The organism is Streptomyces sp. NPDC005820 (genome assembly GCF_040630255.1).
In the GTDB taxonomy this organism is placed as follows: domain Bacteria; phylum Actinomycetota; class Actinomycetes; order Streptomycetales; family Streptomycetaceae; genus Streptomyces.
Genome location: NZ_JBEXXE010000021.1, coordinates 1 through 24,152, shown reverse-complemented (window position 1 = coordinate 24,152; position 24,152 = coordinate 1). Strand labels below are relative to the sequence as shown.

Below are 24,152 nucleotides of genomic sequence, written 5' to 3'. Positions count from 1 at the left end.
GGGGTCAGCGGGCGGCGCGGGCCTCGCGGGGGAGCCAGTCGAAGGCCTCGGCGCTCGGGCGGTCGCCCGGCTTGTACTCCAGGCCGATCCAGCCGTCGTAGCCGGCCTTCGTCAGCCGGTCGAGGAGGTCGGTCAGCGGCAGCGAGCCGGTGCCGGGCGCGCCGCGGCCGGGGTTGTCGGCGATCTGGACATGGCCGGTCCGCGCCGCATGGGTCTCGATCACCCGCGGCAGGTCCTCGCCGTTCATCGCCAGGTGGTACAGGTCCATCAGGAACATCGCGTTGCCGAGGCCGGTCGCCTCGTTCACCCGGTCGGCGACCTCGACCGCGGCCTCCGCGCTCACCAGCGGATAGAGCGGCGACTCGGGCCGGTTCAGGGCCTCGATCAGCAGGATCGCGCCGACCCGGTCGGCGGCCCGGGCGGCGAGCGCGAGGTTCTCCAGGGCGAGCGCGTCCTGCTCGGCCGGGTCCACGCCGTCGACCCGGTTGCCGTAGAGGGCGTTGAGCGCCGTACAGCCCAGGGAAGCGGCGAAGTCGGCGGCCACCTCGATGTTGGCCCGGAAGCGCTCCGACTCCTCGCCGGGCAGGGAGAGGGCGCCGCGGTCCGGGCCCGGGAGCCGGCCGGCGTAGAGGTTCAGGCCGGTCAGCCGCACGCCCGCGGCGTCGATCGCGCCCTTGAGGGCGTCGAGCCGCGACCGGGCGGGGGCGGGGGAGTCGACCCAGGGCCACCACAGCTCGACCGCGGAGAAGCCGGCCGCGGCGGCGGCCGCGGGGCGCTCCAGGAGCGGGAGTTCCGTGAAGAGGATCGACAGGTTGACGTCGAAGCGCCGGTCTTCGCTTCCCATGGGATGCCGCGCCCCTTTCGCTCTCTGGACTACTGGATTTCCGTATCATGGAACTTGTTTTCTGCCTACTGGAAGAGTGTCGGGATGGTTGTGGCTTGTCAAGGGCGTGCGCCTTCCCGGTCCGTTAAGGTCGGGGTCCTGGTGAGGCCGGTCGGAGAAGGTGTGGGGGCGCGATGCGACTGAAAGTGGAGTTCACCACCGAGCCCTTCGACCTGGACGAGGCACCCGCGCACGCGCTGGTCGCCCGCGAGGTGATCGAGGCCGCCGATCTGGACGCGGTCGACGTCGGGCCGTTCGGCAACACCGCGGAGGGCGGCGCCGAGGCCGTGATCGCCGCAGTGGACGCCCTGCTGCGCCGCTCGCTCGGCGCGGGCGCCACCCGGATCACCCTCCAGGTCAACGTCGTCGAGGCGGCCGGCGCAGGGGAGGGCGTGTGACCGGCACCGGCGACGAGCCCTTCATCGCGGCCGTGAAACCGCTGGTCGACGCGATGGGCGGGGAGATGCTCCCGCCCGACGAGGCCGGCCCGGACGATGTGGTCCTCGCCTGGGAGGGCGCCGATGTCGTCGCCGTGCGGCTGCCCCAGCTCGCCGACTCCCTCGACCACATCCTGGCCGCCATGGAGCGCAAGAAGGGCAAGCCCCTCGCCGACCTCGACCGCAAGGCCAAGCAGGAGGTCGTCCGGATACTCGAGGCGCGCGGCGCCTTCTCCGTACGGCACGGCGTGGAGACCGTGGCGGGCGCGCTCGGGGTGAGCCGCTTCACGGTCTACAACTACCTGAACCGGGAGAAGGGCTGAGCGGCCCGAAGTTTTCAACAAAGTGTTGACGTCGGGTCGTGGGGAGGCGTTAGCTGACCCTGTGACGTCGAACTCCACGCCCCCGGGCCTGACCCGGTTCAACGAACTCGGGGAGTCCGCGGGGCTCGCCGCCCTCCGCGAGGTGTGCGCCTCCACGGTGTGGGCGGCGCGGCTGCTCAGGGCCCGCCCCTACGCCACCCCCGACGAGCTGTACGCCGCCAACGACACCGCCATGGCCGCACTGACCGCGGCCGACCTGGAGGAGGCGATGGCCGGGCATCCGCCGATCGGCCGCCCCCGTCCCGGCGACCCGACCTCGTCCCGCGAACAGCGCGGCATGGCCGGCGCCTCCGAGGAGCTCAGGGCGGAGATGCTCGAACTCAACCTGGCCTACCAGGAGAAGTTCGGCCATGTCTTCCTGATCTGCGCCACCGGCCGCACCGGCGAGCAGATGCGCGACGCCGTGCGGGAGCGCATCGGCAACACGCCGGAGCGGGAACGCGAGATCGTCCGCACCGAACTGGGAAAGATCAACCGTATCCGCCTGGCCCGACTCGTCGCAGAGGACTGAACCCGCCATGAGCACCAGCACCACCGCCTCGGTGTCGACGCACATCCTCGACACCAGCGTCGGCCGCCCCGCCGAGGGCGTCGCCGTCCGGCTCTCCGCCCGTGCGGGCCGGGACGCGGACTGGCGGGCCCTCGGCGGCTCCGCGACCGACGCGGACGGCCGGTGCAAGGACCTCCCGGCCCTGCCGGAGGGAACCACCCTGGTACGGCTCGACTTCGCGGTCGCGCCGTACTTCGAGAACCAGCGAGACGTCGAGAACCAGCGAGCCGAGGCGCAGCAGGACGCCCCCGCGAATCGGGACGGCGGTGCCCCGGTGTTCTTCCCGGAGGTGGCGATCACGTTCGCCGTCGTACCGGGCGAGCACTACCACGTACCGCTGCTGCTCAACCCGTTCGGCTACTCCGTATACCGAGGGAGCTAGCTGCCCATGCCCACGTTTCTGGGACAGAACCAGTACGGCAAGGCCGAGAACCGCGTCGTCAGGATCACGCGGGACGGAGCCACCCACCACATCAAGGACCTGAACGTGTCGGTGTCGCTCTCCGGCGACATGGACGAGGTCCACTACTCGGGCTCCAACGCCAGCGTCCTGCCGACCGACACCACCAAGAACACGGTGTTCGCCTTCGCCAAGGAACACGGCATCGACTCCGCCGAGCAGTTCGGCATCCATCTCGCCCGGCACTTCGTCACGAGCCAGGACGCCATCCACCGGGCCCGCGTCCGTGTCGAGGAGTACAGCTGGGAGCGCATCGAGCACTCCGGTGAGGGCGCCCACTCCTTCGTCCGCAGGGGCCAGGAGACCCGGCTCGCCCAGATCACCTACGACGGCTCGTCCTGGGAGGTCGTCTCCGGCCTCAAGGACCTCACCGTCATGAACTCGACCGACTCCGAGTTCTGGGGCTACGTCAAGGACAGGTACACGACCCTCCCCGAGGCCTACGACCGTATCCTCGCCACCGACGTCTCGGCCCGCTGGCGCTTCGGCTGGAGCGACGACGCCGAGGACGCGCCGGACTGGGAGGAGTCGTACGCCCGGGTGAAGGGGCATCTGCTGCGGGCCTTCGCCGAGACGTACTCCCGCTCGCTCCAGCAGACCCTCTACGCGATGGGCGCGCGGATCATCGACCACCGCGACGAGATCGACGAGATCCGCTTCTCCCTCCCGAACAAGCACCACTTCCTGGTGGACCTCGAGCCGTTCGGCCTCGAGAACGACAACGAGGTGTACTTCGCCGCCGACCGCCCCTACGGCCTGATCGAGGCCACCGTCCTCAGGGACGGCTGCGAGGCGAAGATCCCGGCGGACCTCACCAACCTCTGAAGGACGGACCATGGCAGCAGCAGTCCAGCGCGTCGTCATCGAGAACTGCTCGATCGCCACCGTCGACGCCGACGACACCGAGTACGCGGCCGGACACCTCGTCCTGGCCGGCAACCGCATCGAGGCGGTCGGCGCGGGCCCCGCCCCCGAGGGCCTGCAGAACGTCGTACGCCGGATCGAAGCCGCCGGCCATCTGGCCACCCCCGGCCTGGTCAACACCCACCACCACTTCTACCAGTGGATCACCCGGGGCCTGGCCACCGACCACAACCTCTTCGACTGGCTGGTCGCCCTCTACCCGACCTGGGCGCGCATCGACGAGCCGATGGTCCGCGCGGCGGCCCAGGGGTCGCTGGCGATGATGGCCCGGGGCGGCGTCACCACCGCCATGGACCACCACTACGTCTACCCCCGGGGCTCCGGCGACCTCTCCGGCGCGATCATCGGCGCCGCCCGGGACATGGGCGTCCGCTTCACCCTGGCCCGTGGCTCGATGGACCGCGGCGAGCAGGACGGCGGCCTGCCCCCGGACTTCGCCGTCGAGACCCTCGACGGGGCACTCGCCGCCACCGAGGAGACCGTCGCGGAACACCACGACGCCTCCTTCGACGCCATGACCCAGATCGCCGTCGCCCCCTGCTCGCCCTTCTCCGTCTCCACCGAACTCATGCGCGAGGGCGCCGGGCTGGCCCGTCGGCTCGGGGTGCGGCTGCACACCCACGGCTCGGAGACGGTCGAGGAGGAGAAGTTCTGCCACGAGCTGTTCGGCATGGGCCCGACCGACTACTTCGAGTCCACCGGCTGGCTCGGCGAGGACGTGTGGATGGCGCACTGCGTCCACATGAACGACTCCGACATCGACGCCTTCGCCCGCACACGGACGGGTGTCGCCCACTGTCCGTCGTCCAACGCCCGGCTGGCCGCCGGCATCGCCCGCGTCCCCGACATGCTCGCCGCCGGCGTCCCGGTCGGCCTCGGCGTCGACGGCACGGCGTCCAACGAGTCCGGCGAACTCCACACCGAACTGCGCAACGCGCTCCTCGTCAACCGCCTCGGCGCACACCGGGAAGCGGCACTGAACGCCCGCCAGGCGCTGCGCCTCGGCACCTACGGCGGCGCCCAGGTCCTGGGCCGGGCGAGCCAGATCGGCTCCCTGGAGCCGGGCAAGCTCGCCGACCTGGTGCTGTGGCGGCTGGACACCCTCGCCCACGCCTCCATCGCCGACCCGGTCGCCGCGCTGGTCCTCGGCGCGGCGGCCCCGGTCACCGCCTCCTTCGTGAACGGCCGCCAGATCGTGGAGGACGGGCGGCTGCTCACCGCCGACGAGGACGCGATCGCCCGCGCGACCCGCGAGGAGGCGCGGCGGCTGGCCCGGATCGCCGGGCGGGACTGACCCGCCCGCCCCGAACTCCGGCCGAGGGGGACGGCCCTCGGCCGGTGGCTCCGGACGACTGTGCGGTGTCCGGAGCGGCCGGCCCGGGCGCGCCGCGCACGCGCGCCCCGGGCCGGTCACCTCAGTCGATCTCGTAACTGTCGCCGTACACCTTCCACTTGAGCGGCGGTTCCAGATCGAGGTTCCCCTTCTTCAGGAACACCCGCTGGGCCGTCTCCACCCGGCTCACGTCACGGTGCGCCGCCTCCTGCTTCATCGCCCACACCCGCGCGTCGAGGAAGGCGTGCAGATACGTCGTCTCGCCGCCGCCGTCCGCCGGGGTGTCCGCGTGGGCGCGGGCCCGCTTGCGGATGCCGCCGAAGCTCAGGGCGTCGGTGCCCGGGCCGTGCATGACGAGGGCGTCGTAGTAGGCGAACTGGCCGAGCGTGCCCACGCCGTCCTTCTTGCCCCGCGCGACCGCCGGGTCGAAGTACACCCGGTCCCGCTCGTCGCGCTGGGCCTTGCGGAACCCGGCCGTCTTCGCCGCCGTGCGCCAGGCGGCCGGGAAGCCCGGGTCGAGACCGTCGTGGGAGTCGGTGCCGTTCACCGCGCGCAGGGCCGGCAGATACGCGGCCAGGGCGTTGTCCGGGTGCCGCCCGGTGTACAGCTCGACGAGGGCCGGCATGTCGCTCGTGCCGGAGCAGAAGCCGATGATCCCGCCGGTGTAGCCGCGGCCGTCGCCGATGTCCTCGAGGTACTTGTACTGCGCCTTCCAGTTCAGTGACGAGTTCTCCGCGCTGGACACCAGCCGCATCGCGATGTCCTTCTTCTCCGGATCGGCGAGTCCGGTCGCGGTGGCGGCCTCGGCCGACGGCCACTGCGTGGCGAGCGCCGCGGCGCCGAGGGCGGCGAGCAGGGTGCGGCGGGCGGCTCGTGCGTGCGGGAAGGGCAACGTCATCTCCCAAGTAGGGCACGGTCAAAGGCAGCTGAGCCTGCCGCAGGATCTTGGGAAAGCCCTGGGTCGCGGTGGGGAAGGTGCTGTGAGTTGGACACGACAAAGAGCCGGCGCGCGCTACAGCCCGAACAGGCCCGGATCACTCGCCAGCTCCTTGAAGTAGCCCTGCGGATTCGCCACCATCCGCCGCTCCTTCAGATCCAGCAGCCCGCCGACCGCGGTGAGTTCGGCGGCCACCGTGCCGTCGGCCCTGCTGATCGTCTGCCGGATCCGGAACGTCTTGCCGTCGCCCCACTCGAACACGCAGGAGACGTCGATCTCGTCGCCCGCGAGGAGTTCGCGCCGGTAGCGGATGGTCGTCTCCAGCGCGACGGGCCCCACCCCCTGGCCGGTCAGCTCGGTCTGGCTGATGCCCGCGGCCCGCAACAGGGACCAGCGGGCGTGTTCCGCGTAGTTGATGTACACGCTCTGATTGACGTGTCCCTGTACGTCCGTCTCGTACCCGCGGACGGTGATCCGGACGGAAAACGGCTCGCTCACTGCGTGCTTCCCCTTCTCGTCGACGAGAGATCGGTGCGCCGGGCATCGATCCTGGCATGTCCCTCACACGCGGCGTGGGGAAGCCAGCAGATAGCGCGCTCTGGTCCGGGGATCGGTGTGCTCGCCGACCTGCCAGCCCGCCTTCTCCAGTGTCGCCGCACACGCTCTCAGCGTCGCGTCGTCCGGCCCGCGCACGGCGACGGCCTCCGGCTGGGGCGTCGCCCGGACCCGGTAGCCGTCGGTGTCCGGCCCGGCGGGGCGGTGTCCCGCGGCCTCCAGGGCGAGGGCCGCGGCCCGGACCAGGTGGGTGCGCTCCCAGCCGCAGGGGCGGGCCACCGATCCGTCCGGATTCGTCATCCGGCGCAGCTCCAGCAGACCCTGCCAGGCGCTGTGCACCTCCCGTGCGCGGGCCGGGCCGTCCGCGCCGGTGTCCTCCTCGCCGCCGACCCGCGCGGCGAACACCCCGGTGCCGGGCTCCTCCTTCGGGGGCTCGGGAGCAGGAGCGGCCTCGGCGTCCCGTAGGCGATGGCCCGCCGGGGTGAGGAAATGGTCGTGCGGCGGCCGCGGATGCCGGAAGGCGAGCCCCCGCCGCACCAGCGCCGCGAGCTGCGCCTCCGTCCCCCTGAGGCGTCCCGTGACGGGCTCGGCGGCGTCGATCACCCGCCGTTGCGCGGCGGTCGGCGGTCGGGTCACGGCATGCTCCCCCTGTCGAGTCCGGCCCTGCGGCGGGCCCACTCGAAGGCTACGACCCGGGTGTGACATTCCAGGCGGCGATCACCGGCCGCCCGTGCTCCGTGCCCAGCCGGCCCAGCGTGCCCGTGGCGAGCCGGAACAGCGCCCCGGCCGACGGCGCGAGCCCGAGGTAGCGGGCGGTCAGCACCCGCAGGAAGTGCCCGTGCGCCACCAGCGCCACGTCCCCGTCGGCACCGGCCTCCCGCACCCTCGCGAGCACCCGGTCGGCGCGCTCGCCGACCTCCTCGGGCGTCTCCCCGGGGTGCTCGGGCGGCCCCGGCGCCACCCCGTCGTCGAACAGGAACCAGTCGGGCCGGGCCCGCTGGATCTCGGCGGTCGTGACGCCCTCGTACCCGCCGTAGTCCCACTCCCGCAGCTCGGGGTCGACCAGGGCGCCGTACAGCCCGGCCAGTTCCGCCGTCTCGCGGGCCCGCCCCAGCGGGCTGACGTACGCGGCGCCGATCCGCAGCGACCCGACGAGCGTCGTCAGCCGCCGTGCCTCGTCCCGCCCGTGCTCGGTCAGCGGAACGTCCGTCCAGCCCGTGTGCCGTCCGGACCGCGACCACTCGGTCTCACCGTGCCGGACCAGGAGGAGATCGGCCATGTCCGTCAGCGTACGACAGTGATCAGCGGCGTACGACACGAGGACGGCCCGGCGCCGGCTGCACTCGTGCGGGTGAAGTCCTCGGCCGTCCGGTCCGGGCGGGCCTCCCGTCGCCCTACCTTCGGAGGCCTGCGCGGGGAGCACGAGCGGACGCGGGAGGCCATGTGGCGACGTGGGGACAGCGCACGGGCGGGACGGACTACGCGCCCAACAGCGCGACGGACCGGGTGGTGAGACTCTGCACGCAGCTGGTGACCGCATTCCATCCGCTGCGCACCCCGATGCCGCTGCTCGCCCTGCACGCGGTGGCGGAGCCGGGCGAGGAGACGGAGGCGGACGACCGGGTCCGCAGGGGGGTGGAGTTCCTGCGGGAACTGCACCTGCGGCGCGGGCTGCGGTGCCGGGTGGTCGAGACGGAGCAGGAGGGGGACGACTTCGAGCGGGGTCTGGCGGTCCTCGGCGACCTCGCGGGCAAGCCGTGGGAGAGCCGGCACCGGCCGCACTCGGAGCCGTATGTCTTCCCGCGCTCCGCGCTGCTGGAGGCCGTCGAGCAGGCCGTGGCCGCCGAGGACGAGCACGCTGTCCTGGCCCGGCTGGAGCGGATGCGGTGGCGGCCCGCCCCGGCGGGCGGCGCCGGTGAGGGCTGGGCGCAGCAGGCATTGCGGACGGCCATGAGTCCGGCCAACCTCGTCGGCGCGGCCTTCGTCGCGACGCTCGGCGGGGTCGCGGCGGCGAACGGCGAACTCGTGTTCGGCCTGCTCGCCGGAGTGCTGCTGGTCCTGCTCGGCGGGGCCTGGTCGCGCCGGCACGAGGGGCTGCTGCCCTGGCACGGTCCGGCCGGCCGCTGGCTGTCCACCACCACGTTCGTGGCCGCCGCGAGCGACGCCGCGCCGGTCTGGTCGCTCTGGCGGCCCCGGCGGTCCCGTCTCACCCGGGTGGCCCGGGCGCAGGAGGTGGCCCGCACCCTGCGGCTGGCGCGCGGCGGGGCCGCGGGGCCCGAGCGGGAGCGGGCCCGCCAGTTCTACCTCGAACTGCGCACACTGGCCTTCCTGGACGACCTGCGCCACAACTTCCGGCCCCGGTCGGTGCTGCGGGGCCGTCGGCATGTGACCCCGCCGGTGGTGTTCGTCCCGCGGGCCTCGGGCGCGAACGGCGGGATCACCCTGCTCCGCGTCATCAGCGACGTGCGCAGCCGCCGCAGCGAACTCGACCCCCTGCTCGTCGTGGCCGGTCTGACCCGGGAGGACGAGGCCGCACTGCACGCCCGTACGGCGGTGCCGCCGGCGTTCGCCGACCCGGACGCCGACCCGGACCCCTCCGCCCTGTACTGGGCCTGGGTCCGCGACCATCTGAGGGTCGGCCAGTCGCCGAGCGTCGCCGCCAGTCTGCCCTGGGTGCTGCCGATCCGCCTGCCGGCCACCCTGCTCCGGCCGACCGGGACGCAGCCGCACGACGCGTCGCCGATCGGCCCGCCCGCCTGGGTGCGCGGCGCCCCGCGTGCGCTCGCCGTGCTGGTCGTGACGGGCCTGCTGACCGGCGCCGGGGTGTACGCGGGCACCCGGCCGGAGAACTGCGACGACCGCCGGTTCCACACCTTCGACCGCGACACCGAGGTCGTCGGCGTCGAGTGCGTGGGCATCTCGGACGGCACCGTGCTGTTCACCCCGGACGGCGGCGTGCGGCTGGACGGCAGGACCGACGAACACCCCGGCGACGGCAAGGGAGCCGCCGGGACCGGCCTGTCGCAGCTGATGGCTTCCATCGCCGTCGAGAACGACGACGCCCGGTCCGGGCCGCACGTGGTCGTGTTCTACGCCGGCGAGCTGACCACCGGCAGCGAGAAGCGGTCGGCGACGGCGCTCAACGGACTGCGGGAACTCACCGGTGTCCACGCCAAGCAGAAGGCCCTCAACGCCACGGACGGCGCGGGCGGGCCCGGGCTGCCCAAGGTCGTCGTCGAGGTGGCCAACGGCGGCCATCTGATGAAGCAGCAGCACAAGGCGGTCACCCGCATCATCGACTACACGCGGGCCCACCCGGACGAGGTGCTGGGGGTGGTGGGGTTCAGCCGGGACGACGAGCACATGGAGGGCTCGGTGCGGCGCCTGCGGGACGCGGGGCTGAACGTCCTGGCCCCCCAGAACTCCGACGACCGGCTCGCGGCCGGGAACCCGAACTACTTCGGTCTCGCGGCCACCAACCAGGAGGAGGCCCGCGCCTTCCAGGACGCCGTCGACACGGGGAAGGTGGCCGTGGAGCCCGGCGAGGTCCTGATCCTGACGCCGCGCGGCACCCGGGACGCCTACAGCACACAGCAGGCGCACGACGCGGAGGAGGCCCTGGACAGGACCGGGAAGCTCACCGCCCGCAGGATGACGTACGGCACGCTGGCCGAGGTGGGCGAGGCGTTGTGCCGCCCGAAACTGACCGCTCTCTACTTCACGGGCCGGGCCGAGAAGCTGACCGAACTGGCCGGCGCGGTGTCGAGTTCGCGATGCGCGCCCGAAAAGCTGACGATCATGACCGGGGACGACTCGACCAAGACCCTGGCCACGGCGGGCCAGGAGCGGCTCACCGGCGATGTGACGCTCTACTACGCCTCGCTGGCGGATCCCAAGCACACCCTCCCCTCCTCGCCGCTGGCCACGCACGTCGCGGCCGTCCTGGACATGGAGGCGCCCGGGAACGGCGACCCGCTGTTCGAGGACGGCACGATGGCGCTCGCGTACGACGCGATGACGGTCCTGTACGACGCGGCCCAGAAGGCGTCCTTCCGGCCGGAGTTCGTCAACGGGGAGCTGCTGAAGAGGAAGGGAACGGGCGCCGGAGGGCCGATCGATCTGAGCCCCGAGCGACGCAAGAAGCCGTGCGGGCACACCGTGGCCCTCTTCAAGGTGTACAAGGAGGCCGGGGGCGAACAGAGGACCGACAAGGTCTTCTCCGCCGAGCCCCCCGAGCCCGCCGACGCCGAGGCGGACAAAGCCGACGCCGACGGCTGCCCGGCCTCCTGACGGGGCCCGCTACTGCCGATAGCCGCTCAGGAACCGCCCGATCCGCCCGATCGCCGTCTCCAGGTCCTCCGCGTGCGGGAGCGTCAGGATGCGGAAGTGGTCGGGCGTGGGCCAGTTGAAGCCCGTGCCCTGGACCACCTGGATCTTCTCCTGGAGCAGCAGGTCCAGGACGAACTTCTCGTCGTCGTGGATCGGGTGGACCTTGGGGTCGATGCGCGGGAACGCGTACAGCGCGCCCTTCGGCTTCACACAGGACACCCCCGGGATCTCGTTGAGCCTCTCCCAGGCCACGTCACGCTGCTCGTGCAGTCTGCCGCCGGGCGCGGTGAGGTCGCGGATGGACTGCCGGCCGCCGAGCGCGGCCTGGATGGCGTACTGGGCCGGTGCGTTGGCGCACAGCCGCATGGAGGCCAGCATGGTCAGGCCCTCCAGGTAGTCGCGCGCGTGCTGCCTGGGGCCGGTCACCACCAGCCAGCCCGAGCGGAAGCCCGCCACCCGGTACGTCTTCGACAGCCCGCAGAAGGTCAGCACCACCAGGTCGGGGGCGAGCGCGGCGGCCGAGTGGTGCACGGCGTCGTCGTACAGGATCTGGTCGTAGATCTCGTCGGCGAAGACCATCAGGCCGTGCCGGCGGGCGAGGTCGAGGATGCCCTCGACGATCTCCTTCGGGTAGACCGCGCCGGTGGGGTTGTTGGGGTTGATGATGACCACGGCCTTGGTGCGGTCCGTGATCTTCGACGCCATGTCGTCCAGGTCGGGGTACCAGTCGGCCTGTTCGTCGCAGAGGTAGTGGACCGCCTTGCCGCCCGCGAGGGTGGTCACCGCCGTCCACAGGGGGAAGTCGGGGGCGGGGATCAGGATCTCGTCCCCGTCCTCGATCAGCGCCTGTACGGCCATGGAGATCAGCTCGGAGATGCCGTTGCCGAGGAAGACGTCGTCGACGCCGACCTCCAGGCCGAGGGTCTGGTAGCGCTGGGCCACGGCCCGGCGGGCGGAGAGGATGCCGCGCGAGTCGGTGTAGCCGTGCGCCTTGGGCAGCATCCGGATCATGTCCTGGAGGATCTCCTCCGGCGCCTCGAAACCGAAGAGCGCGGGGTTGCCGGTGTTGAGGCGGAGCACGCTGTGGCCCGCCTCCTCCAGTGCGTTGGCGTGCTCGACCACCGGGCCGCGGATCTCGTAGCAGACCTCGCTGAGCTTGTTCGACTGCCGGAACTCCATGCGCGCTCGCCCCTCCGGTTTCGTGTGTTGCTTGGTTTTACCAAGTTCCAGCTTGGAAAGTCCAACGACATGTCTAGACTGCGTCGCATGTCACCTCGTCGAAGCTACGACCAGTACTGTTCCGCCGCCCGCGCGCTCGACGCCGTCGGGGACCGCTGGACCCTGCTGATCGTCCGGGAGCTGCTCGCGGGCCCGCGCCGGTACACGGACCTGCACGCCGACCTGCCGGGCGTCAGCACGGATGTGCTCGCCGGACGGCTGAGGGACATGGAACGCGACGGCCTGGCCACCCGCCGCCGGCTGCCCCCGCCGGGCGCGGCCTACGTGTACGAACTCACCGCGCGCGGCCGGGAGTTGCTGCCGGTCCTCCAGGCGCTGGGCCGCTGGGGCGAGGGGGAACTCGGCGAACGCCGCCCCACCGACGCGGTCCGCGCCCACTGGTTCGCGCTGCCGCTGCTGCGGGGCCTGGCGGGCGAGGACCTCCCCGAACTCCGTTCCGAGGGGGGACTGCTCGAAGTCCGCCTGGACGAAGGGGACTTCCACGTGTACGTCGGCGCGCAGGACGGTCCCGTCCACGGCGCCGGCCCCGCTCCCCACGAACCCGACGCCCGCCTCACCCTGGACGCCGGCACCTGCGCGGCCGTGGCCCGGGGGGAGCTGGGCGTGCGGGACGCGGTGCGCACCGGCCGGATCGAGGTCACCGGCGAGGGGACGCTCGCGAAGGCGCTGCGGGAGGGCTGAGGCACGCCGAAGGCCCACCACCGGGTGGTGATGGGCCTTCTGAGTGGGCGTGAGCGATCAGGCGGACGGCGGTACCTGGCGCGGTCGTCCCGAGCCGCGGGTCAGCGTGTAACCGCCGATGCCGGCCAGCGCGGCCAGGATCGCGCCGATCCCCGTCCACACCCAGCGGTCGGACCACCAGCCGGAGGCCCAGCCGTCGTCCGGCTCGATGCTCGACAGCACGGCCGTCGCCGAGGAATCGTCGTCCTCCGCCTTCGACGTGACCGCGATGCCCGGGACGAGCGGCTTCGCCAGCGAACCGTCCACGGCCGCCGCACCGCCGATGTCCTTGGAGGTGACCTGCAGTCCGGCGCTCACCGGCTGCCCCAGGTCGGCCGCCTTCAGACCGACGGCCGTCAGCCGGACGTAGTACGTGCCCGGCAGCGGGTCGTTCGCCCACGGCTCCGACCAGGCGCGGACCGTGCGCAGCACACACGCCAGCTCCACCCGGTCGGCGTCCTGGGCGGCGGTGCGGGTCTGGGCGCCGTACTGGCAGGCCTGACGGCGCCGCAGACCGTCGTACACATCGATCTGCCACGTCTGGGCGAGATGCGTCTCGGGCAGCTTCACCTCGGCCTTCACGGTGGGCCGCTGCCCCGAGTCCGCCGGGAACGACCAGTACAGGTAGTCACCCGTGGAGGCGCTCGCGGTGGCCGTCTGCCCCTGCTCGACCTCCGTCGCCGTACGGAAGGAGGTGCCCGCCGAGGTCGGCGCGGCACTGTCCCCGGAGGGGCTCGCGGAGGGCGAGGAGTCGGCGGCGGCCGGTCCGGCCGCCAGGCCCAGCGCCAGCAGCGCGCCGCCCAGCACTCGTGTGAGCCGCATCGGTCGGGCCCGCATCAGTTGGATCCGCATCAGTTGGTCCTCCAGACCGCGACACGCCAGCGAGACAGCCAGCCCCAGATCAGACCCGCGAGGAAGCCGACCAGCACCAGCAGGCCGAGCAGCCACCAGCCGCGCCCGAGACCGAAGGACGCCACATCGCTCGCCTGCGACGGCGCGTCGACCACGTCCACGGTCAGCTCCACCGGCATACCGGGGGTGGTCTTCACCCCGGCGCCCGCCGAGAAGGAGTTCGTCACCTGGAGGCAGACCGTCTCGGCCGGAGCGTCCTCGTCGTCGCTCTCCGCCTTCGGGTAGCGCAGACCGGTCGAGACGACGTCGGTACGGCCGTTGCCCGCCGCCTCACCGCGCACGATCTCCCGGCCGTGCGCCGTGACCGCCCGCAGCAGCACCCCGTAGCCCGGGTTCATCGCCCGGTCCGAGGCCACGCTCACCGAGGCCCGCAGCTCCTGGCCCGGCTCCACGTCCACCCGGTACCAGCGCTCCTGGCCGAACTCCTCGCGGTCGGTGTACAGACCCGACTTCAGGGTGGGCGCCGCCGAGCAGGAGCCGGTGCCCTCGGTGGCGACCGGCGTGACCACCGGGTCGGCCGCCCGGTCCACCAACTGGTTGACCTTGTCGGTGAGTTCCTCGGTGTGCTCGACTGAGGTGTAGGTGCCGCCGGTGGCCTCGGCGATGCAGCTGAGCTGCTGGCGCATCTTCGTGTTGGGCACCAGGCCCAGGGTGTCGATGGTCAGCCCGATGCCCTTGGCCGCGATCTCCCGGGCCACCTCGCAGGGGTCGAGCGGGGCGCAGGTGTCCTCGCCGTCGCTGATCAGCACGATCCGCTTGGAGCCGGTGCCGCCTTCGAGGTCGTCGGCCGCCTTCAGCAGCGCGGGGCCGATCGGCGTCCAGCCGGTGGGGGACAGGGTCGCCACCGCCGCCTTGGCCTCGGTACGGTCCACCTGGCCGACCGGGTAGAGCTGCGCGGTGTCCTTGCAGCCCGTCTTCTGGTCGTCGCCCGGATAGTTGGCGCCGAGGGTGCGGATGCCGAGGAGGACGGTCTCCGGGGTCGCGTCCAGCACCTCGTTGAACGCCTGCTTGGCCGCGGCCATGCGGGTCCCACCGTCGATGTCCTTCGTCCGCATCGAGCCGCTGACGTCGAGGACCAGGTCGACCTTGGGCGCGAGGGCGGTGGTCTCGTCGGCGACCGCCCCGGCCGGGAACGCGAGCCCGGCCGTGAGCGCGGCGAGCAGGGCGCAGACGCCCGCCGCCAGCCGTTGTGTTCTGATCATCGGCGGATCTTATTGATCAGGGGTGTCCCGCCACAAAACGGGGCCGACAACGGGGCCGACAACGGGGCCGACAACAACGCGTGAACGCACACCGCGGGAGCGGTCGGTGCGAAGTGGTCAGTTCTCCCTCGGCGCGAGCGGGTTGGGCAGCGCGGCCCACTGGTCCCCGGCCGTGCCGGGCGACAGCCGCATCAGCGTCAGCGCCTTCGCCGGCAGCGGCCGCTCGCACAGCGCCACCAGATCGGGGGTGCGCGGCAGCTCCCGTACGGCCGTGTCGAGCGCCGCCCGCAGCGCCGTACCGCTGCCCGCCGTCGCCGCCAGCGACCCCGCCACCAGCGAGCCGAACAGCTTGCGCCGCAGGGCCGGTTCCTCGTCGGTGAGGATCCGCGCGGGCAGGTCGTCCGGCAGCGCGAGGCCGTGCCGGGCCAGTCGGGCGGGGCCGACGCGGATGTCGGCGAGATCGCGGTAGACCAGCCGCAGCGGGGCGCCCGACGCCGACAGCACGACCAGCAGATTCTGGCCGTGCGCCTCCAGCGCCACCCCCCACTCCAGCAGCCGCAGCCCGACGGTGAGCGCGAGGCGCGCGAACTCCGCCGTCCAGGCCGGGGATTCGGGCAGCCGGGTGGTGGCCAGCGCGGCCACCGGCACGACCCGCTCGCCCGGCCCCGCGTACACCGCCGGCGACTCCCGCAGCACGGCGGCCAGTTCGGGGGAGTCGGGGGTGGCCGCGCCCAGCGTGCGGGTGATGTGCAGCAGGCCGTCCGTGCGCGCGGCGAGGGTCTCCGCGAACGCCGACAGGGCCGCCGAGGCCGCGACGGACCCCACCGAGATGTCCCGCACCGAGGACGTCAGCCGGGCGCTCAGCGAGGTCTTCACATGCGGCCCGCCGGGCAGCGCGAGCGTCCGCAGCGACATCAGCGGATGCGCCGGCATCGGCCGATGCGTCGCCACCTCCTGCCCGCCGGACCGCTTGAGGACATGCGCCGCCTGCCACGGATGCACCGGGATCAGCAGCCGCTCCCCGTCCCGCAGGTCCTGCGGCCATCCGCCCGACACCAGGCACTCCCGGGCCGGCACCGGCACCAGCCCCAGCCGCACCACCGGCCGGTGCTCCGGGCCGTACGCCAGCTGCTCGGCGACCGAGAAACCGGGCCGGGAACGGCAGTTGGGGTGATACGGATGCCCGTCCACGACCCGCTGCTCCCACTCCCAGTCGTGCGCCGGCCACGCCTCCGTCACGGGCTCCCGCGCCGCCCGCGACAGCGCCAACGACGCCGCGCTGTGCCCGAGTTCGGCGGCGAAGCCCCCGCCGTGGGGGACCGCAAGCGCCGTCATCAGACGCGCGGGATCGTCGTACGCCACCCCGTCCAGCCGTACCTCGGTCACATACGCGGCGGTCGCGTACGGGTCGGCCCGCGGCCCGTGCAGCAGACGGCCGTCCGCCAGCCGCAACGCCAGATCCTCCCGGCCGGACTCCCGGCCGGTGATCCACGGCAGCGGCTCATGGGCGAGGGCCCGCCACAGCCGGGTCAGCACGGCCGCCCGGGCGCCGGGCAGCGCGGCGGCGTACCGGGGGACGAGGTCCGGGCGCAGCGACGAGAGTTCGGCGGCCACCTCGGCCTCGGCGGTGGGAGGTCGGTCCACGGGTGGGCTCCTCGGGGTGCGGGTACGTGAGTCACGGAGGGGCCGCGACGACAGCGATACTGATCGTCTCCGCCCAGAAGAACCGTAGGGAACGAGTACAACGCGTGGACCTCATCCCCCCGCCCGCCGAGGCCGCCGGGCCCGCCGACCCCGCCGTGGACGACGGCCGGGCCGACGCCCGCGCCCTCGCGCCGCTGCTCAACTGCCTCCTGCGGGAGGTGGCCGAGCAGCTGCCCGAGCCCGCCGGGCGGGACGGCAGGCGCGTGTACCGGCTGCCCGGCACCGGCCGGCTGCTGCGCGTGCGCGGCACCCGCCGCCCCGCCGGGCCCGAGCTGCGCACGGCGGACCACTGGCAGCCGCTCGACCACCCGGAACTCGTCAAACTGGTCGCCGAGGAGCTGCGCCGCCACACCGGCCTCCCCAACCACGAGCTGCCCACCGAGATGATCGACAGCCGGGACGCGGTCGCCGCGCTGCTCTCCGCACGCGCGCGTGCCACCCCGCCCGCCGACGGCTATCTGCGCTCCGAGCAGTCCCTCCTCACCGGCCACCCCCACCACCCCGCCCCCAAGGCCCGCGGCGGCGGCCCGGTGGCCGGCTGGCTGCCGTACGCCCCGGAGGCGTACGCCCGCTTCCCCCTGACCCTGCTCGCGGTCCGCGAGGACCTGGTCGTCGAGGAGGGCGACACCTCCGCGCTCGACGCCCTCGGCGAGGCCCCGGCGGGCTACCGGCTGCTGCCCGCCCACCCCTGGCAGCTCGACCTGACGGCCCGGGAACTGGCCCCGGCGTTCGCCGACGGCCGCCTCCTGCGGCTCGGCGCGACCGCCTTCGAGGCCTGGCCGACGGCGGCCGTGCGCACCCTGTACGCGCCCGAGCGCGACCTGTTCCTGAAGTTCAGCCTCGATGTGCGCATCACCAACGACGTCCGCCGGCTGTGGCGGCACGACCTGCTGAAGCTGCGCCGCACCGACACGGCCGTCACCCGCGCCTTCGCCGCCCTCGACGGACCGGCGGCCTGGCTGAGCGACCGCGGCTACCGCACCGCGTCCTTCGCCTTCGAGGAACTCGCCGTCCTGGTCCGCGACGGCCTGCACGGCCCGGTCCTGCCCGGCGCCACCCCGCTGCTCGCGGCGGGCCTCACGGAGGGGTTCGCGGGCAGCCCGCTCGACGCCGCGACGGACCCGGCGGCCTGGTGGGAGGCGTATCTGCGGGCCGTCGTGCCGCCCGCGCTCACGGTCTTCGCCGAGCACGGCGTCGTCCTCGAGGCGCACCTGCAGAACACACTGGTCGCCGTCGACGCGGACGGCATGCCGGTGCAGGCGCTGTTCCGGGACGCGGAGGGCGTCAAGCTGCTGACGGACGTGGAGCGGGCGGCCGGCTGGGAGCGGCTGGTGTACTGCCTGGTCGTCAACCACCTCACCGAGATCGCCGCCGCCCTCGCCGAGCACCACCCGGGCCTCGACCCCTGGCCCGCCGTCCGCCGCGAGCTGGCCCGCCACGCCCTGCCCGAGGCGCACGCCCTGCTCACCGCGCCCACCCTGCCCGGCAAGACCAACCTGCTGCTGCGCTGGACGGGCGCGGACGGCGCCGACGCCCGCTACCTGCCCCTGCCGAACCCGCTGGCCCGCACATGATCTGAATTAGGCTGGCGTCCGTGCTGCGCGAAGTGACTGCCGTTCGATACGTGACCCCGCTGCGGTCCGGCGGCTCCGTCCCCGGAGTCGTGGAGGCCGACGACCTGGGGACCTACGTCGTGAAGTTCACCGGTTCCGCGCAGGGCCGCAAGGCGCTGGTCGCCGAGGTGATCGTGGGGGAGCTGGCCCGGGCGCTGGGGCTGCGCTTCCCCGAGCTGGTCCTGGTGCACTTCGACCCCGCGATCGCCGACGACGAGCCCCACCAGGAGGTGCGCGACCTGCACGGCGCGAGCGCGGGCCTCAACCTGGGCATGGATTTCCTGCCGGGCGCGCAGGACTTCACACCCGAGGTGGCGAAGACCTTCCCGGTGGATCCGTCGGAGGCCGGGAAGGTCGTCTGGCTGGACGCCCTCACGGTGAACGTCGACCGCACGGTCCACAGCTCCAACCTGATGGTCTGGCCCACCTTCGGCACCGTGCCGCCGCGCCTGTGGCTGATCGACCACGGCGCCGCCCTCGTCTTCCACCACCGCTGGGACGCCTCCGACCCCGCCAAGGCCTACGACTTCCGCCACCACGCCCTCGGCCACTACGGCCCGGACGTGCGCGCCGCCGACGCGGAGCTCGCGCCGAAGGTGACCCGGGAGCTGCTGCGGGACATCGTGGCCGAGGTCCCGGACGCCTGGCTGCTCGACGAGGAGGGCTTCGCGACGCCGGACGACATCAGGACGGCGTACGTGGACTACCTCCACGCGCGCGTGGAGGCCTCCGCGGCCTGGCTCCCCACCGACTTCCCCTCCCGGGAGGAACTCGCCGCCGAGGAGGCCCTCCGGGCGGCACGTACCCAGCAGGGCCGGCCGGGCTGGCTCAAGCGGGTCCCGGACCTGCACGGCAAGCCGGCGGCGGAACAGGATTGGTCGGTGCACCTCGGATGAGTGACAGGCAGCTGAGCGACAGGCAGCAGGTCGACAGTCGGCGCGTCGAGATCGAGTACTGCACCCGGTGCCGATGGCTGCCGCGCGCCGCCTGGCTGGCGCAGGAGCTGCTGACGACGTTCGAGTCCGAGCTGACGGAGCTGACGCTGAAGCCGGGCACGGGCGGGGTGTTCGTGGTCCGGGTGAACGACGAGGTGGTGTGGGACCGCCGTGAGCAGGGCTTCCCGGAGCCGACGGCGGTCAAGCGGCTCGTACGCGACCGAGTGGCCCCGGGACGGTCCCTGGGCCACTCGGACGGGCCGGAGTGAGCGTCAGCCCCTGAGCTGCCGGTACGCGGGCAGGGTGAGGAAGTCGACGTAGTCCTCGTCGAGGGCGACCTCCAGGAACAGGTCGTGGGCCTGCTGCCAGTGACCGGCGGCGAAGGCCTCCTCGCCCAGCTCGGCGCGGAGGGCGCCCAGGTCCTCGGCGGCGACCTTCCGGGCCAGCTCCGGGGTCGCCTTCTCGCCGTTCTCGAACTCCACGCCCGCGTTGATCCACTGCCAGACCTGCGAGCGGGAGATCTCGGCGGTGGCCGCGTCCTCCATGAGGTTGAAGATGGCGACCGCGCCCAGACCGCGCAGCCAGGCCTCGATGTACCGGATGCCCACCTGCACGGCGTTGACCAGACCCGGGTACGTGGGCCGCGCGTCCAGCGAGTCGACCGCGATCAGCTCGGCGGCCTCGACGTGGACGTCCTCGCGGAGGCGGTCCTTCTGGTTCGGCCGGTCGCCGAGGACCTTGTCGAAGGACTCCATGGCGATCGGCACCAGGTCGGGGTGGGCGACCCAGGAGCCGTCGAAGCCGTCGCCCGCCTCCCGGTCCTTGTCGGCGCGGACCTTCTCGAAGGCCACCTTGTTGACCTCCGGATCCCGGCGGGACGGGATGAAGGCCGCCATGCCGCCGATCGCGTGCGCGCCGCGCTTGTGGCAGGTGCGCACGAGGAGTTCGGTGTACGCGCGCATGAACGGGGCCGTCATCGTGACCGCGTTGCGGTCCGGGAGGACGAACTTCGAACCGCCGTCACGGAAGTTCTTCACGATGGAGAACAGATAGTCCCAGCGGCCGGCGTTCAGCCCCGAGGCGTGGTCGCGGAGCTCGTAGAGGATCTCCTCCATCTCGTACGCGGCCGTGATCGTCTCGATCAGGACGGTGGCGCGGACGGTGCCCTGCGGGATGCCGACGTGCTCCTGCGCGAAGACGAACACCTCGTTCCACAGGCGGGCTTCCAGGTGCGACTCCGTCTTCGGGAGGTAGAAGTACGGGCCCTTGCCGAGGTCGAGCAGCCGCTGCGCGTTGTGGAAGAAGTACAGGCCGAAGTCGACCAGGGCGCCGGGCACCGGAGTGCCGTCCGCGTCGACCAGGTGCCGCTCGTCGAGGTGCCAGCCGCGCGGGCGCATGACGACCGTCGCGAGCTCCTCGTTCGGCCGCAGGGCGTACGACTTGCCGCTCGCCGCGTCCGTGAAGTCGATGTTCCGGGTGTAGGCGTCGGCCATGCTGACCTGACCCAGGACCACGTTCTCCCAGGTGGGCGCCGAGGCGTCCTCGAAGTCCGCGAGCCAGATCCGCGCCCCCGAGTTGAGGGCGTTGATGGTCATCTTGCGGTCGGTGGGGCCGGTGATCTCGACCCGGCGGTCCTCCAGGGCGGCCGGACAGGGGGCCACCCGCCAGGAGTCGTCGGCGCGGATCGCCGCGGTCTCCGGCAGGAAGTCGAGCGTGGAGGTGCGGGCGATCTCGGCGCGGCGCCGCGCGCGGCGGGCGAGGAGTTCGTCGCGGCGCGGGGTGAACCGCCGGTGCAGCTCGGCCACGAAGGCGAGCGCGGCCTCGGTGAGGATCTCCTCCTGCCGGGGCAGGGGCTCGGCGTCGACGATGGCCAGCGGGGACGGCGCTGGTGCGGACATGAACGTCACTTCCTTCAGCGAGCGTGGCACCGGGTGCCCTGGTAAAAGTGGATACTAGTTTCCTCATCGTGGAAGTTCAATCGTTTGTTGATCTCAGGGCGCCTCCTCCGGGCCGGGGCTGAGCCGGGCCAGATCCCCGGGGGTGTCGATGTCGTACGGCAGGCCCGCGTCACCGCACTCGACGAGGACGACCTCCGCCGCATGCGCCTTCAGATACGCGCGCGCCCCCTGATCGCCTCGCGCGCCCTCCGCCACGCCCGCCCAGTGCGCCGAACCGAACAGGACGGGATGGCCGCGCACCCCGTCGTAGGCCGCCGCGACCAGCGACGTCTCGCCCTCGTACGCGGCGCGCACCCGGGCCGCCGCCTCCGGTCCGATGCCCGGCTGGTCGACGAGCGACACCAGCGCCGCCCGTGCCCCCGTCCCCGCGAGCGAGTCCAGCCCGGCCCGCAGCGAGGACCCCATGCCCTCCTCCCACCCAGGGTTCTCCACCACCACGCACCCGTCGAGCCGCGCCCGCTCCCGTACGGCCCCGGCGGCGGCCCCCAGGACCACGTGCACGCGTGTGCAGCCGGCCGCGCGCAGGACCCCCACCGCGTGCTCCACCAGCGGCCGTCCCCGGTGCGTCAGCAGCGCCTTCGGGCGCCCGCCCAGCCGCCGCCCGCCCCCGGCCGCGAGCACCAGACCGGCGATCTCGTCCCTGTCGTACGTCATGGATCCTGCATACCCCATCCGAGCGACGGCCGACGGATCACGCTGCGCAGCAAGTCGGTGACGCAGCGGACTGGCGCCCATGGCCCGAGGTGGCGTTAACTGGGCGCCCGCACCGTCCGGGGCCCGATCGGCACCCGGCGCGGGAACATGCGCGCGCACAACCGGGTGCGAGGGGGAGGACTGTGTTGCGGAGCGTGGAGCAGAGGCCTGTGACCGGCACCGACAAGGATCCGCGGGTGGTGGAGCTGCGCTCCGCCGTGTCCCGGCTGCGCCGGGAACTCGCCGCGCACCCCGCGGAGTTCCCGGACCGGGACATCGCGGAGGAGGAACTCGCCGCCCTGGACGCCATGGCCGCCGGCGGCGCCCCCGAGATACCGCACCTGCGCCGCTCCCTGCTCCTGATCGCCGGAGCCATCGGCTCGGTCAGCGCCCTGACCCGCGGCCTCGCCCAGGTCCACGAGGCGGTGGACCTGTTCGGCGAGCCTCCACGCCGCTGACCGCCCCCGCACCGGCCGACCGGTCCGGAACCGACCCGGTGGATTCCCGGCGGATTCGGGCCGAACCGCCGGGCGTCGAGCCGTAGACTTCGGCGGTGGCGCCGCCGACGTCGGCTGTCGCGCGCCTCGCGGGGGAGGACAACGCATGCAGGACCTTTCGGACTCCAGGGAGACCGCCGAGCCCGAGGACCCGGACCTCGACTCGTCGACGCCGTCGACGGTTCTGGCGGAGGTGCTCCCCGGGGTCGCCGTCGTCTTCGGGGAGGTCCCGGCGGAACTCCAGCCCGATCTGCTCGACTTCGGGCTCGTGCCGACCGCCGACCGGCAGCGGATCTCCACCGTCCTCGCCTCGATCGGCAACGCGGCGACCGTGGCCGGCAACCTCGGCAACGCCTTCGCCAGTGCGCAGGGGCTCTACAGGATCAGCGCCGCGACACAGGCCCTGCTGCAGTCCGGCGCGACGCTCGCCGTCAAGGACGGCGCGAACCTCGGCACGGTGATGGTTCCGGGCCGCTTCATCGCCCAGGCCCGCTTCATCCCCGTGACCGCGGTGAGCGCGGCGCAGACCGCGGCCGCGGTCGGCCCGGCGCTCGCCATGGTCGCCCTTCAGATGCAGCTGAGCGAGATCACCGGACTGGTCCGGACGAACATCGCGCTGACGGGCCAGGTGCTCACGGCGGTCCGGCACGGGCAGTGGGCCGAGCTGACGGCGCTCGTCACCACCGTCGACCACATGGTCGACCAGGCCCGGGAGATCGGATCGGTCCCGACGTCCCTGTGGGACACCGTCGCGGGCCGGAAGGCGGACCTGCGCAAGCAGCTCGACCTCTACCGGCTGAACGTCGGCAGTCACATCCGGCAGATCCACCAGCTGGACACACCACGCCGCCGTGAGTATCTCGAGACGAACGCCGAGGCGGTCGTCTTCGACGCGAACGCCCTCCTGTCCTCCGTCAAGGCATGGATCGGATACCAGGCGCTGCACGCCGCCCGGGCGAGAGCCGCCGCACCCGACGACCCCGGCGAGGCCCGGCTCGTCGACGCCATCGCGCGCGACGCCCGCGCGGAGCTCGACTCCGCCCTCGCCGAGACGAGCAGCCTCGTCGACTCGCTGACGCGGGAGCTGCGCATCATCGCCGAGCTTCCGGGACGCGACACCCTGCCACTGCCGGGGAAGCGGAAGGACGCGATGGCGGCCCGCCAGACCTCCGCCCGCCTGCTGGAGGCGATCGCGCCGCTTGCCGACGCCCTCCGTCCGCCGGCCCCTCCGCTCGAGGCTCCGGGCGTCGTCTGCGCACCCGGATCACCGGACCTGAAGCCGTACCTCCGCATCCTGCAATGGTTCCTGGAGGACGGAGAGACCCTGCGTGTCCTCGGCTTCCCCGATCAGCTCGACGCCCTCGGTCCCCTGTCCGCGATCTTCAACGGGGCCAAGGACAAGCTGGCGGCAGCCAGGGACAGGGCGACGGCGAAGACGCTGGTCGCCGTCACGGACCGCCGCATCATCACGGCCAGGGCGAACGCATTCCTCGAGCAGGGCGAGACCCGTCCGGACATCCCGGTCGACCGGGTGCGATACATCCGGGCGGCGACCGCACAGGACAAGGGCGGGCGCCCGGCCGTCGACCTCATCACGCGCGACGAGAACATCCGGTGGGTCTTCCCCACCGGCGTCGACACCGCCGAAGTGGACGCGCTCGCCGCCGTGCTCGCCGAGTCGATGACGATCCCGGACGTCGAACGCGACGCGCTGCGCCGCCGCCACGCCTCCCTCGAGGCGGGCGGGAACGGCGAGCGGACGGGCACGGGTCCTACGGAGCCGACACCGGAGGGCTAGTGCCGCGGCAGGCAACGTTTGCCCCGTCGCGACGCCCGGCACGCCCTCTCGCCGCACCGGCCGAAAGCCCAAGTACATCCAGTACGAGGG

The 24,152-nt window shown here is 72.9% G+C and carries 24 protein-coding genes; 13 read left to right on the top strand and 11 right to left on the bottom strand.

The annotated features are described in order from the left end of the window. Positions 1-4: 4 nt before the first annotated feature. Positions 5-844 carry a TIM barrel protein gene (locus tag ABZ464_RS25465; RefSeq protein WP_359280076.1) on the bottom strand — a complete coding sequence of 280 codons (840 nt, stop codon included), beginning with the start codon at positions 842-844 and terminating at the stop codon, positions 5-7. Positions 845-1,017: 173 nt separating this feature from the next. On the opposite strand from ABZ464_RS25465, the gene ABZ464_RS25460 reads away from it, so the two are divergent. The 6 genes from ABZ464_RS25460 to ABZ464_RS25435 all read left to right on the top strand — a co-directional run bounded on the left by ABZ464_RS25460 (position 1,018) and on the right by ABZ464_RS25435 (position 4,931). After that, positions 1,018-1,281, top strand: a complete 264-nt coding sequence (locus ABZ464_RS25460; RefSeq protein ID WP_359280075.1) for a hypothetical protein — start codon at positions 1,018-1,020, stop codon at positions 1,279-1,281. After that, a complete protein-coding gene (locus ABZ464_RS25455) occupies positions 1,278-1,643 on the top strand; it encodes a helix-turn-helix domain-containing protein (RefSeq protein WP_359280073.1) in 366 nt (121 codons plus the stop codon). The genes ABZ464_RS25460 and ABZ464_RS25455 overlap by 4 nt, the downstream gene beginning before the upstream one ends. A 61-nt stretch (positions 1,644-1,704) precedes the next feature. Then, the gene (uraD, locus tag ABZ464_RS25450; protein WP_359280072.1) at positions 1,705-2,214 is read left to right on the top strand and encodes a 2-oxo-4-hydroxy-4-carboxy-5-ureidoimidazoline decarboxylase; all 510 of its coding nucleotides are present in this window, start codon (positions 1,705-1,707) and stop codon (positions 2,212-2,214) included. Positions 2,215-2,221: 7 nt separating this feature from the next. Further along, complete coding sequence (gene uraH / locus ABZ464_RS25445) at positions 2,222-2,635, top strand: hydroxyisourate hydrolase (RefSeq protein WP_359280071.1); 414 nt, start codon at positions 2,222-2,224, stop codon at positions 2,633-2,635. A 6-nt stretch (positions 2,636-2,641) separates the two neighbouring features. Beyond that, complete coding sequence (gene pucL, locus ABZ464_RS25440) at positions 2,642-3,538, top strand: factor-independent urate hydroxylase (RefSeq protein WP_359280069.1); 897 nt, start codon at positions 2,642-2,644, stop codon at positions 3,536-3,538. Between the two features lie 10 nt (positions 3,539-3,548). After that, a complete protein-coding gene (locus tag ABZ464_RS25435) occupies positions 3,549-4,931 on the top strand; it encodes an 8-oxoguanine deaminase (protein ID WP_359280067.1) in 1,383 nt (460 codons plus the stop codon). Positions 4,932-5,052: 121 nt separating this feature from the next. On the opposite strand, the gene ABZ464_RS25430 is transcribed toward ABZ464_RS25435, so the two are convergent. The 4 genes from ABZ464_RS25430 to ABZ464_RS25415 form a co-directional block, all read right to left on the bottom strand. Further along, entirely contained in the window at positions 5,053-5,868 is an 816-nt protein-coding gene (locus ABZ464_RS25430; protein ID WP_359280065.1) for a chitosanase, read from the bottom strand. A gap of 114 nt (positions 5,869-5,982) precedes the next feature. Then, positions 5,983-6,405, bottom strand: coding sequence for an acyl-CoA thioesterase (locus tag ABZ464_RS25425; protein WP_359280064.1), 423 nt, complete (start codon positions 6,403-6,405; stop codon positions 5,983-5,985). 63 nt (positions 6,406-6,468) lie between these two features. Next, positions 6,469-7,098: a hypothetical protein gene (locus tag ABZ464_RS25420; RefSeq protein WP_359280063.1), complete on the bottom strand. Its 630-nt coding sequence runs from the start codon at positions 7,096-7,098 to the stop codon at positions 6,469-6,471. Between the two features lie 49 nt (positions 7,099-7,147). Then, the gene (locus tag ABZ464_RS25415) at positions 7,148-7,741 is read right to left on the bottom strand and encodes a histidine phosphatase family protein (RefSeq protein WP_359280061.1); all 594 of its coding nucleotides are present in this window, start codon (positions 7,739-7,741) and stop codon (positions 7,148-7,150) included. A 164-nt stretch (positions 7,742-7,905) separates the two neighbouring features. Here ABZ464_RS25415 and ABZ464_RS25410 point away from each other — a divergent pair, with 164 nt between their 5' ends. Then, entirely contained in the window at positions 7,906-10,752 is a 2,847-nt protein-coding gene (locus ABZ464_RS25410; protein ID WP_359280059.1) for a hypothetical protein, read from the top strand. Between the two features lie 9 nt (positions 10,753-10,761). Here the strand turns inward: ABZ464_RS25410 and ABZ464_RS25405 are convergent, their stop codons facing one another. Further along, positions 10,762-11,970 (bottom strand): pyridoxal phosphate-dependent aminotransferase, encoded by a 1,209-nt coding sequence (locus tag ABZ464_RS25405; protein WP_359280058.1) that lies wholly within the window; start codon positions 11,968-11,970, stop codon positions 10,762-10,764. An 87-nt stretch (positions 11,971-12,057) separates the two neighbouring features. On the opposite strand from ABZ464_RS25405, the gene ABZ464_RS25400 reads away from it, so the two are divergent. Then, positions 12,058-12,711 carry a winged helix-turn-helix transcriptional regulator gene (locus tag ABZ464_RS25400; protein ID WP_359280056.1) on the top strand — a complete coding sequence of 218 codons (654 nt, stop codon included), beginning with the start codon at positions 12,058-12,060 and terminating at the stop codon, positions 12,709-12,711. A 57-nt stretch (positions 12,712-12,768) separates the two neighbouring features. Here the strand turns inward: ABZ464_RS25400 and ABZ464_RS25395 are convergent, their stop codons facing one another. The 3 genes from ABZ464_RS25395 to ABZ464_RS25385 form a co-directional block, all read right to left on the bottom strand. Further along, entirely contained in the window at positions 12,769-13,572 is an 804-nt protein-coding gene (locus tag ABZ464_RS25395; RefSeq protein ID WP_359280264.1) for a hypothetical protein, read from the bottom strand. A 29-nt stretch (positions 13,573-13,601) separates the two neighbouring features. After that, the gene (locus tag ABZ464_RS25390) at positions 13,602-14,864 is read right to left on the bottom strand and encodes a VWA domain-containing protein (protein ID WP_359280055.1); all 1,263 of its coding nucleotides are present in this window, start codon (positions 14,862-14,864) and stop codon (positions 13,602-13,604) included. 117 nt (positions 14,865-14,981) lie between these two features. Next, positions 14,982-16,508 carry an IucA/IucC family siderophore biosynthesis protein gene (locus ABZ464_RS25385; RefSeq protein ID WP_359280053.1) on the bottom strand — a complete coding sequence of 509 codons (1,527 nt, stop codon included), beginning with the start codon at positions 16,506-16,508 and terminating at the stop codon, positions 14,982-14,984. Between the two features lie 113 nt (positions 16,509-16,621). Between ABZ464_RS25385 and ABZ464_RS25380 the strand changes: the two genes are divergently transcribed. Genes ABZ464_RS25380 through ABZ464_RS25370 form a run of 3 tightly spaced genes read left to right on the top strand, consistent with a single transcriptional unit; the run spans position 16,622 to position 19,385 of the window. Further along, positions 16,622-18,142, top strand: a complete 1,521-nt coding sequence (locus ABZ464_RS25380) for an IucA/IucC family protein (RefSeq protein ID WP_359280262.1) — start codon at positions 16,622-16,624, stop codon at positions 18,140-18,142. A gap of 20 nt (positions 18,143-18,162) precedes the next feature. After that, positions 18,163-19,077 (top strand): HipA family kinase, encoded by a 915-nt coding sequence (locus ABZ464_RS25375; protein ID WP_359280051.1) that lies wholly within the window; start codon positions 18,163-18,165, stop codon positions 19,075-19,077. After that, a complete protein-coding gene (locus ABZ464_RS25370) occupies positions 19,074-19,385 on the top strand; it encodes a SelT/SelW/SelH family protein (protein ID WP_359280049.1) in 312 nt (103 codons plus the stop codon). The genes ABZ464_RS25375 and ABZ464_RS25370 overlap by 4 nt, the downstream gene beginning before the upstream one ends. A 3-nt stretch (positions 19,386-19,388) precedes the next feature. Here ABZ464_RS25370 and aceB read toward each other — a convergent pair whose 3' ends face one another. Further along, entirely contained in the window at positions 19,389-21,014 is a 1,626-nt protein-coding gene (gene aceB, locus ABZ464_RS25365) for a malate synthase A (RefSeq protein ID WP_359280047.1), read from the bottom strand. Between the two features lie 93 nt (positions 21,015-21,107). Continuing rightward, a complete protein-coding gene (locus ABZ464_RS25360; protein WP_359280045.1) occupies positions 21,108-21,728 on the bottom strand; it encodes a nucleotidyltransferase family protein in 621 nt (206 codons plus the stop codon). A 182-nt stretch (positions 21,729-21,910) separates the two neighbouring features. On the opposite strand from ABZ464_RS25360, the gene ABZ464_RS25355 reads away from it, so the two are divergent. Together ABZ464_RS25355 and ABZ464_RS25350 are read left to right on the top strand one after the other, a co-directional pair. Further along, entirely contained in the window at positions 21,911-22,225 is a 315-nt protein-coding gene (locus ABZ464_RS25355) for a DUF5955 family protein (protein WP_359280044.1), read from the top strand. Between the two features lie 145 nt (positions 22,226-22,370). Next, the gene (locus ABZ464_RS25350) at positions 22,371-24,062 is read left to right on the top strand and encodes a hypothetical protein (protein WP_359280042.1); all 1,692 of its coding nucleotides are present in this window, start codon (positions 22,371-22,373) and stop codon (positions 24,060-24,062) included. The last annotated feature ends 90 nt before the right edge of the window (positions 24,063-24,152 follow it).

Excerpts from the sequence above, each read along its gene's own strand:
- ABZ464_RS25460 (WP_359280075.1), top strand. The coding sequence starts at position 1,018 with ATGCGACTGAAAGTGGAGTTCACCACCGAGCCCTTCGACCTGGACGAG.
- ABZ464_RS25415 (WP_359280061.1), bottom strand. The coding sequence starts at position 7,741 with ATGGCCGATCTCCTCCTGGTCCGGCACGGTGAGACCGAGTGGTCGCGG.
- ABZ464_RS25430 (WP_359280065.1), bottom strand. The coding sequence starts at position 5,868 with ATGACGTTGCCCTTCCCGCACGCACGAGCCGCCCGCCGCACCCTGCTC.
- pucL (WP_359280069.1), top strand. The coding sequence starts at position 2,642 with ATGCCCACGTTTCTGGGACAGAACCAGTACGGCAAGGCCGAGAACCGC.
- aceB (WP_359280047.1), bottom strand. The coding sequence starts at position 21,014 with ATGTCCGCACCAGCGCCGTCCCCGCTGGCCATCGTCGACGCCGAGCCC.
- uraH (WP_359280071.1), top strand. The coding sequence starts at position 2,222 with ATGAGCACCAGCACCACCGCCTCGGTGTCGACGCACATCCTCGACACC.
- ABZ464_RS25360 (WP_359280045.1), bottom strand. The coding sequence starts at position 21,728 with ATGACGTACGACAGGGACGAGATCGCCGGTCTGGTGCTCGCGGCCGGG.
- ABZ464_RS25405 (WP_359280058.1), bottom strand. The coding sequence starts at position 11,970 with ATGGAGTTCCGGCAGTCGAACAAGCTCAGCGAGGTCTGCTACGAGATC.
- ABZ464_RS25370 (WP_359280049.1), top strand. The coding sequence starts at position 19,074 with ATGAGTGACAGGCAGCTGAGCGACAGGCAGCAGGTCGACAGTCGGCGC.
- ABZ464_RS25390 (WP_359280055.1), bottom strand. The coding sequence starts at position 14,864 with ATGATCAGAACACAACGGCTGGCGGCGGGCGTCTGCGCCCTGCTCGCC.
- ABZ464_RS25350 (WP_359280042.1), top strand. The coding sequence starts at position 22,371 with ATGCAGGACCTTTCGGACTCCAGGGAGACCGCCGAGCCCGAGGACCCG.
- ABZ464_RS25395 (WP_359280264.1), bottom strand. The coding sequence starts at position 13,572 with ATGCGGCTCACACGAGTGCTGGGCGGCGCGCTGCTGGCGCTGGGCCTG.
- ABZ464_RS25400 (WP_359280056.1), top strand. The coding sequence starts at position 12,058 with ATGTCACCTCGTCGAAGCTACGACCAGTACTGTTCCGCCGCCCGCGCG.
- ABZ464_RS25435 (WP_359280067.1), top strand. The coding sequence starts at position 3,549 with ATGGCAGCAGCAGTCCAGCGCGTCGTCATCGAGAACTGCTCGATCGCC.
- ABZ464_RS25465 (WP_359280076.1), bottom strand. The coding sequence starts at position 844 with ATGGGAAGCGAAGACCGGCGCTTCGACGTCAACCTGTCGATCCTCTTC.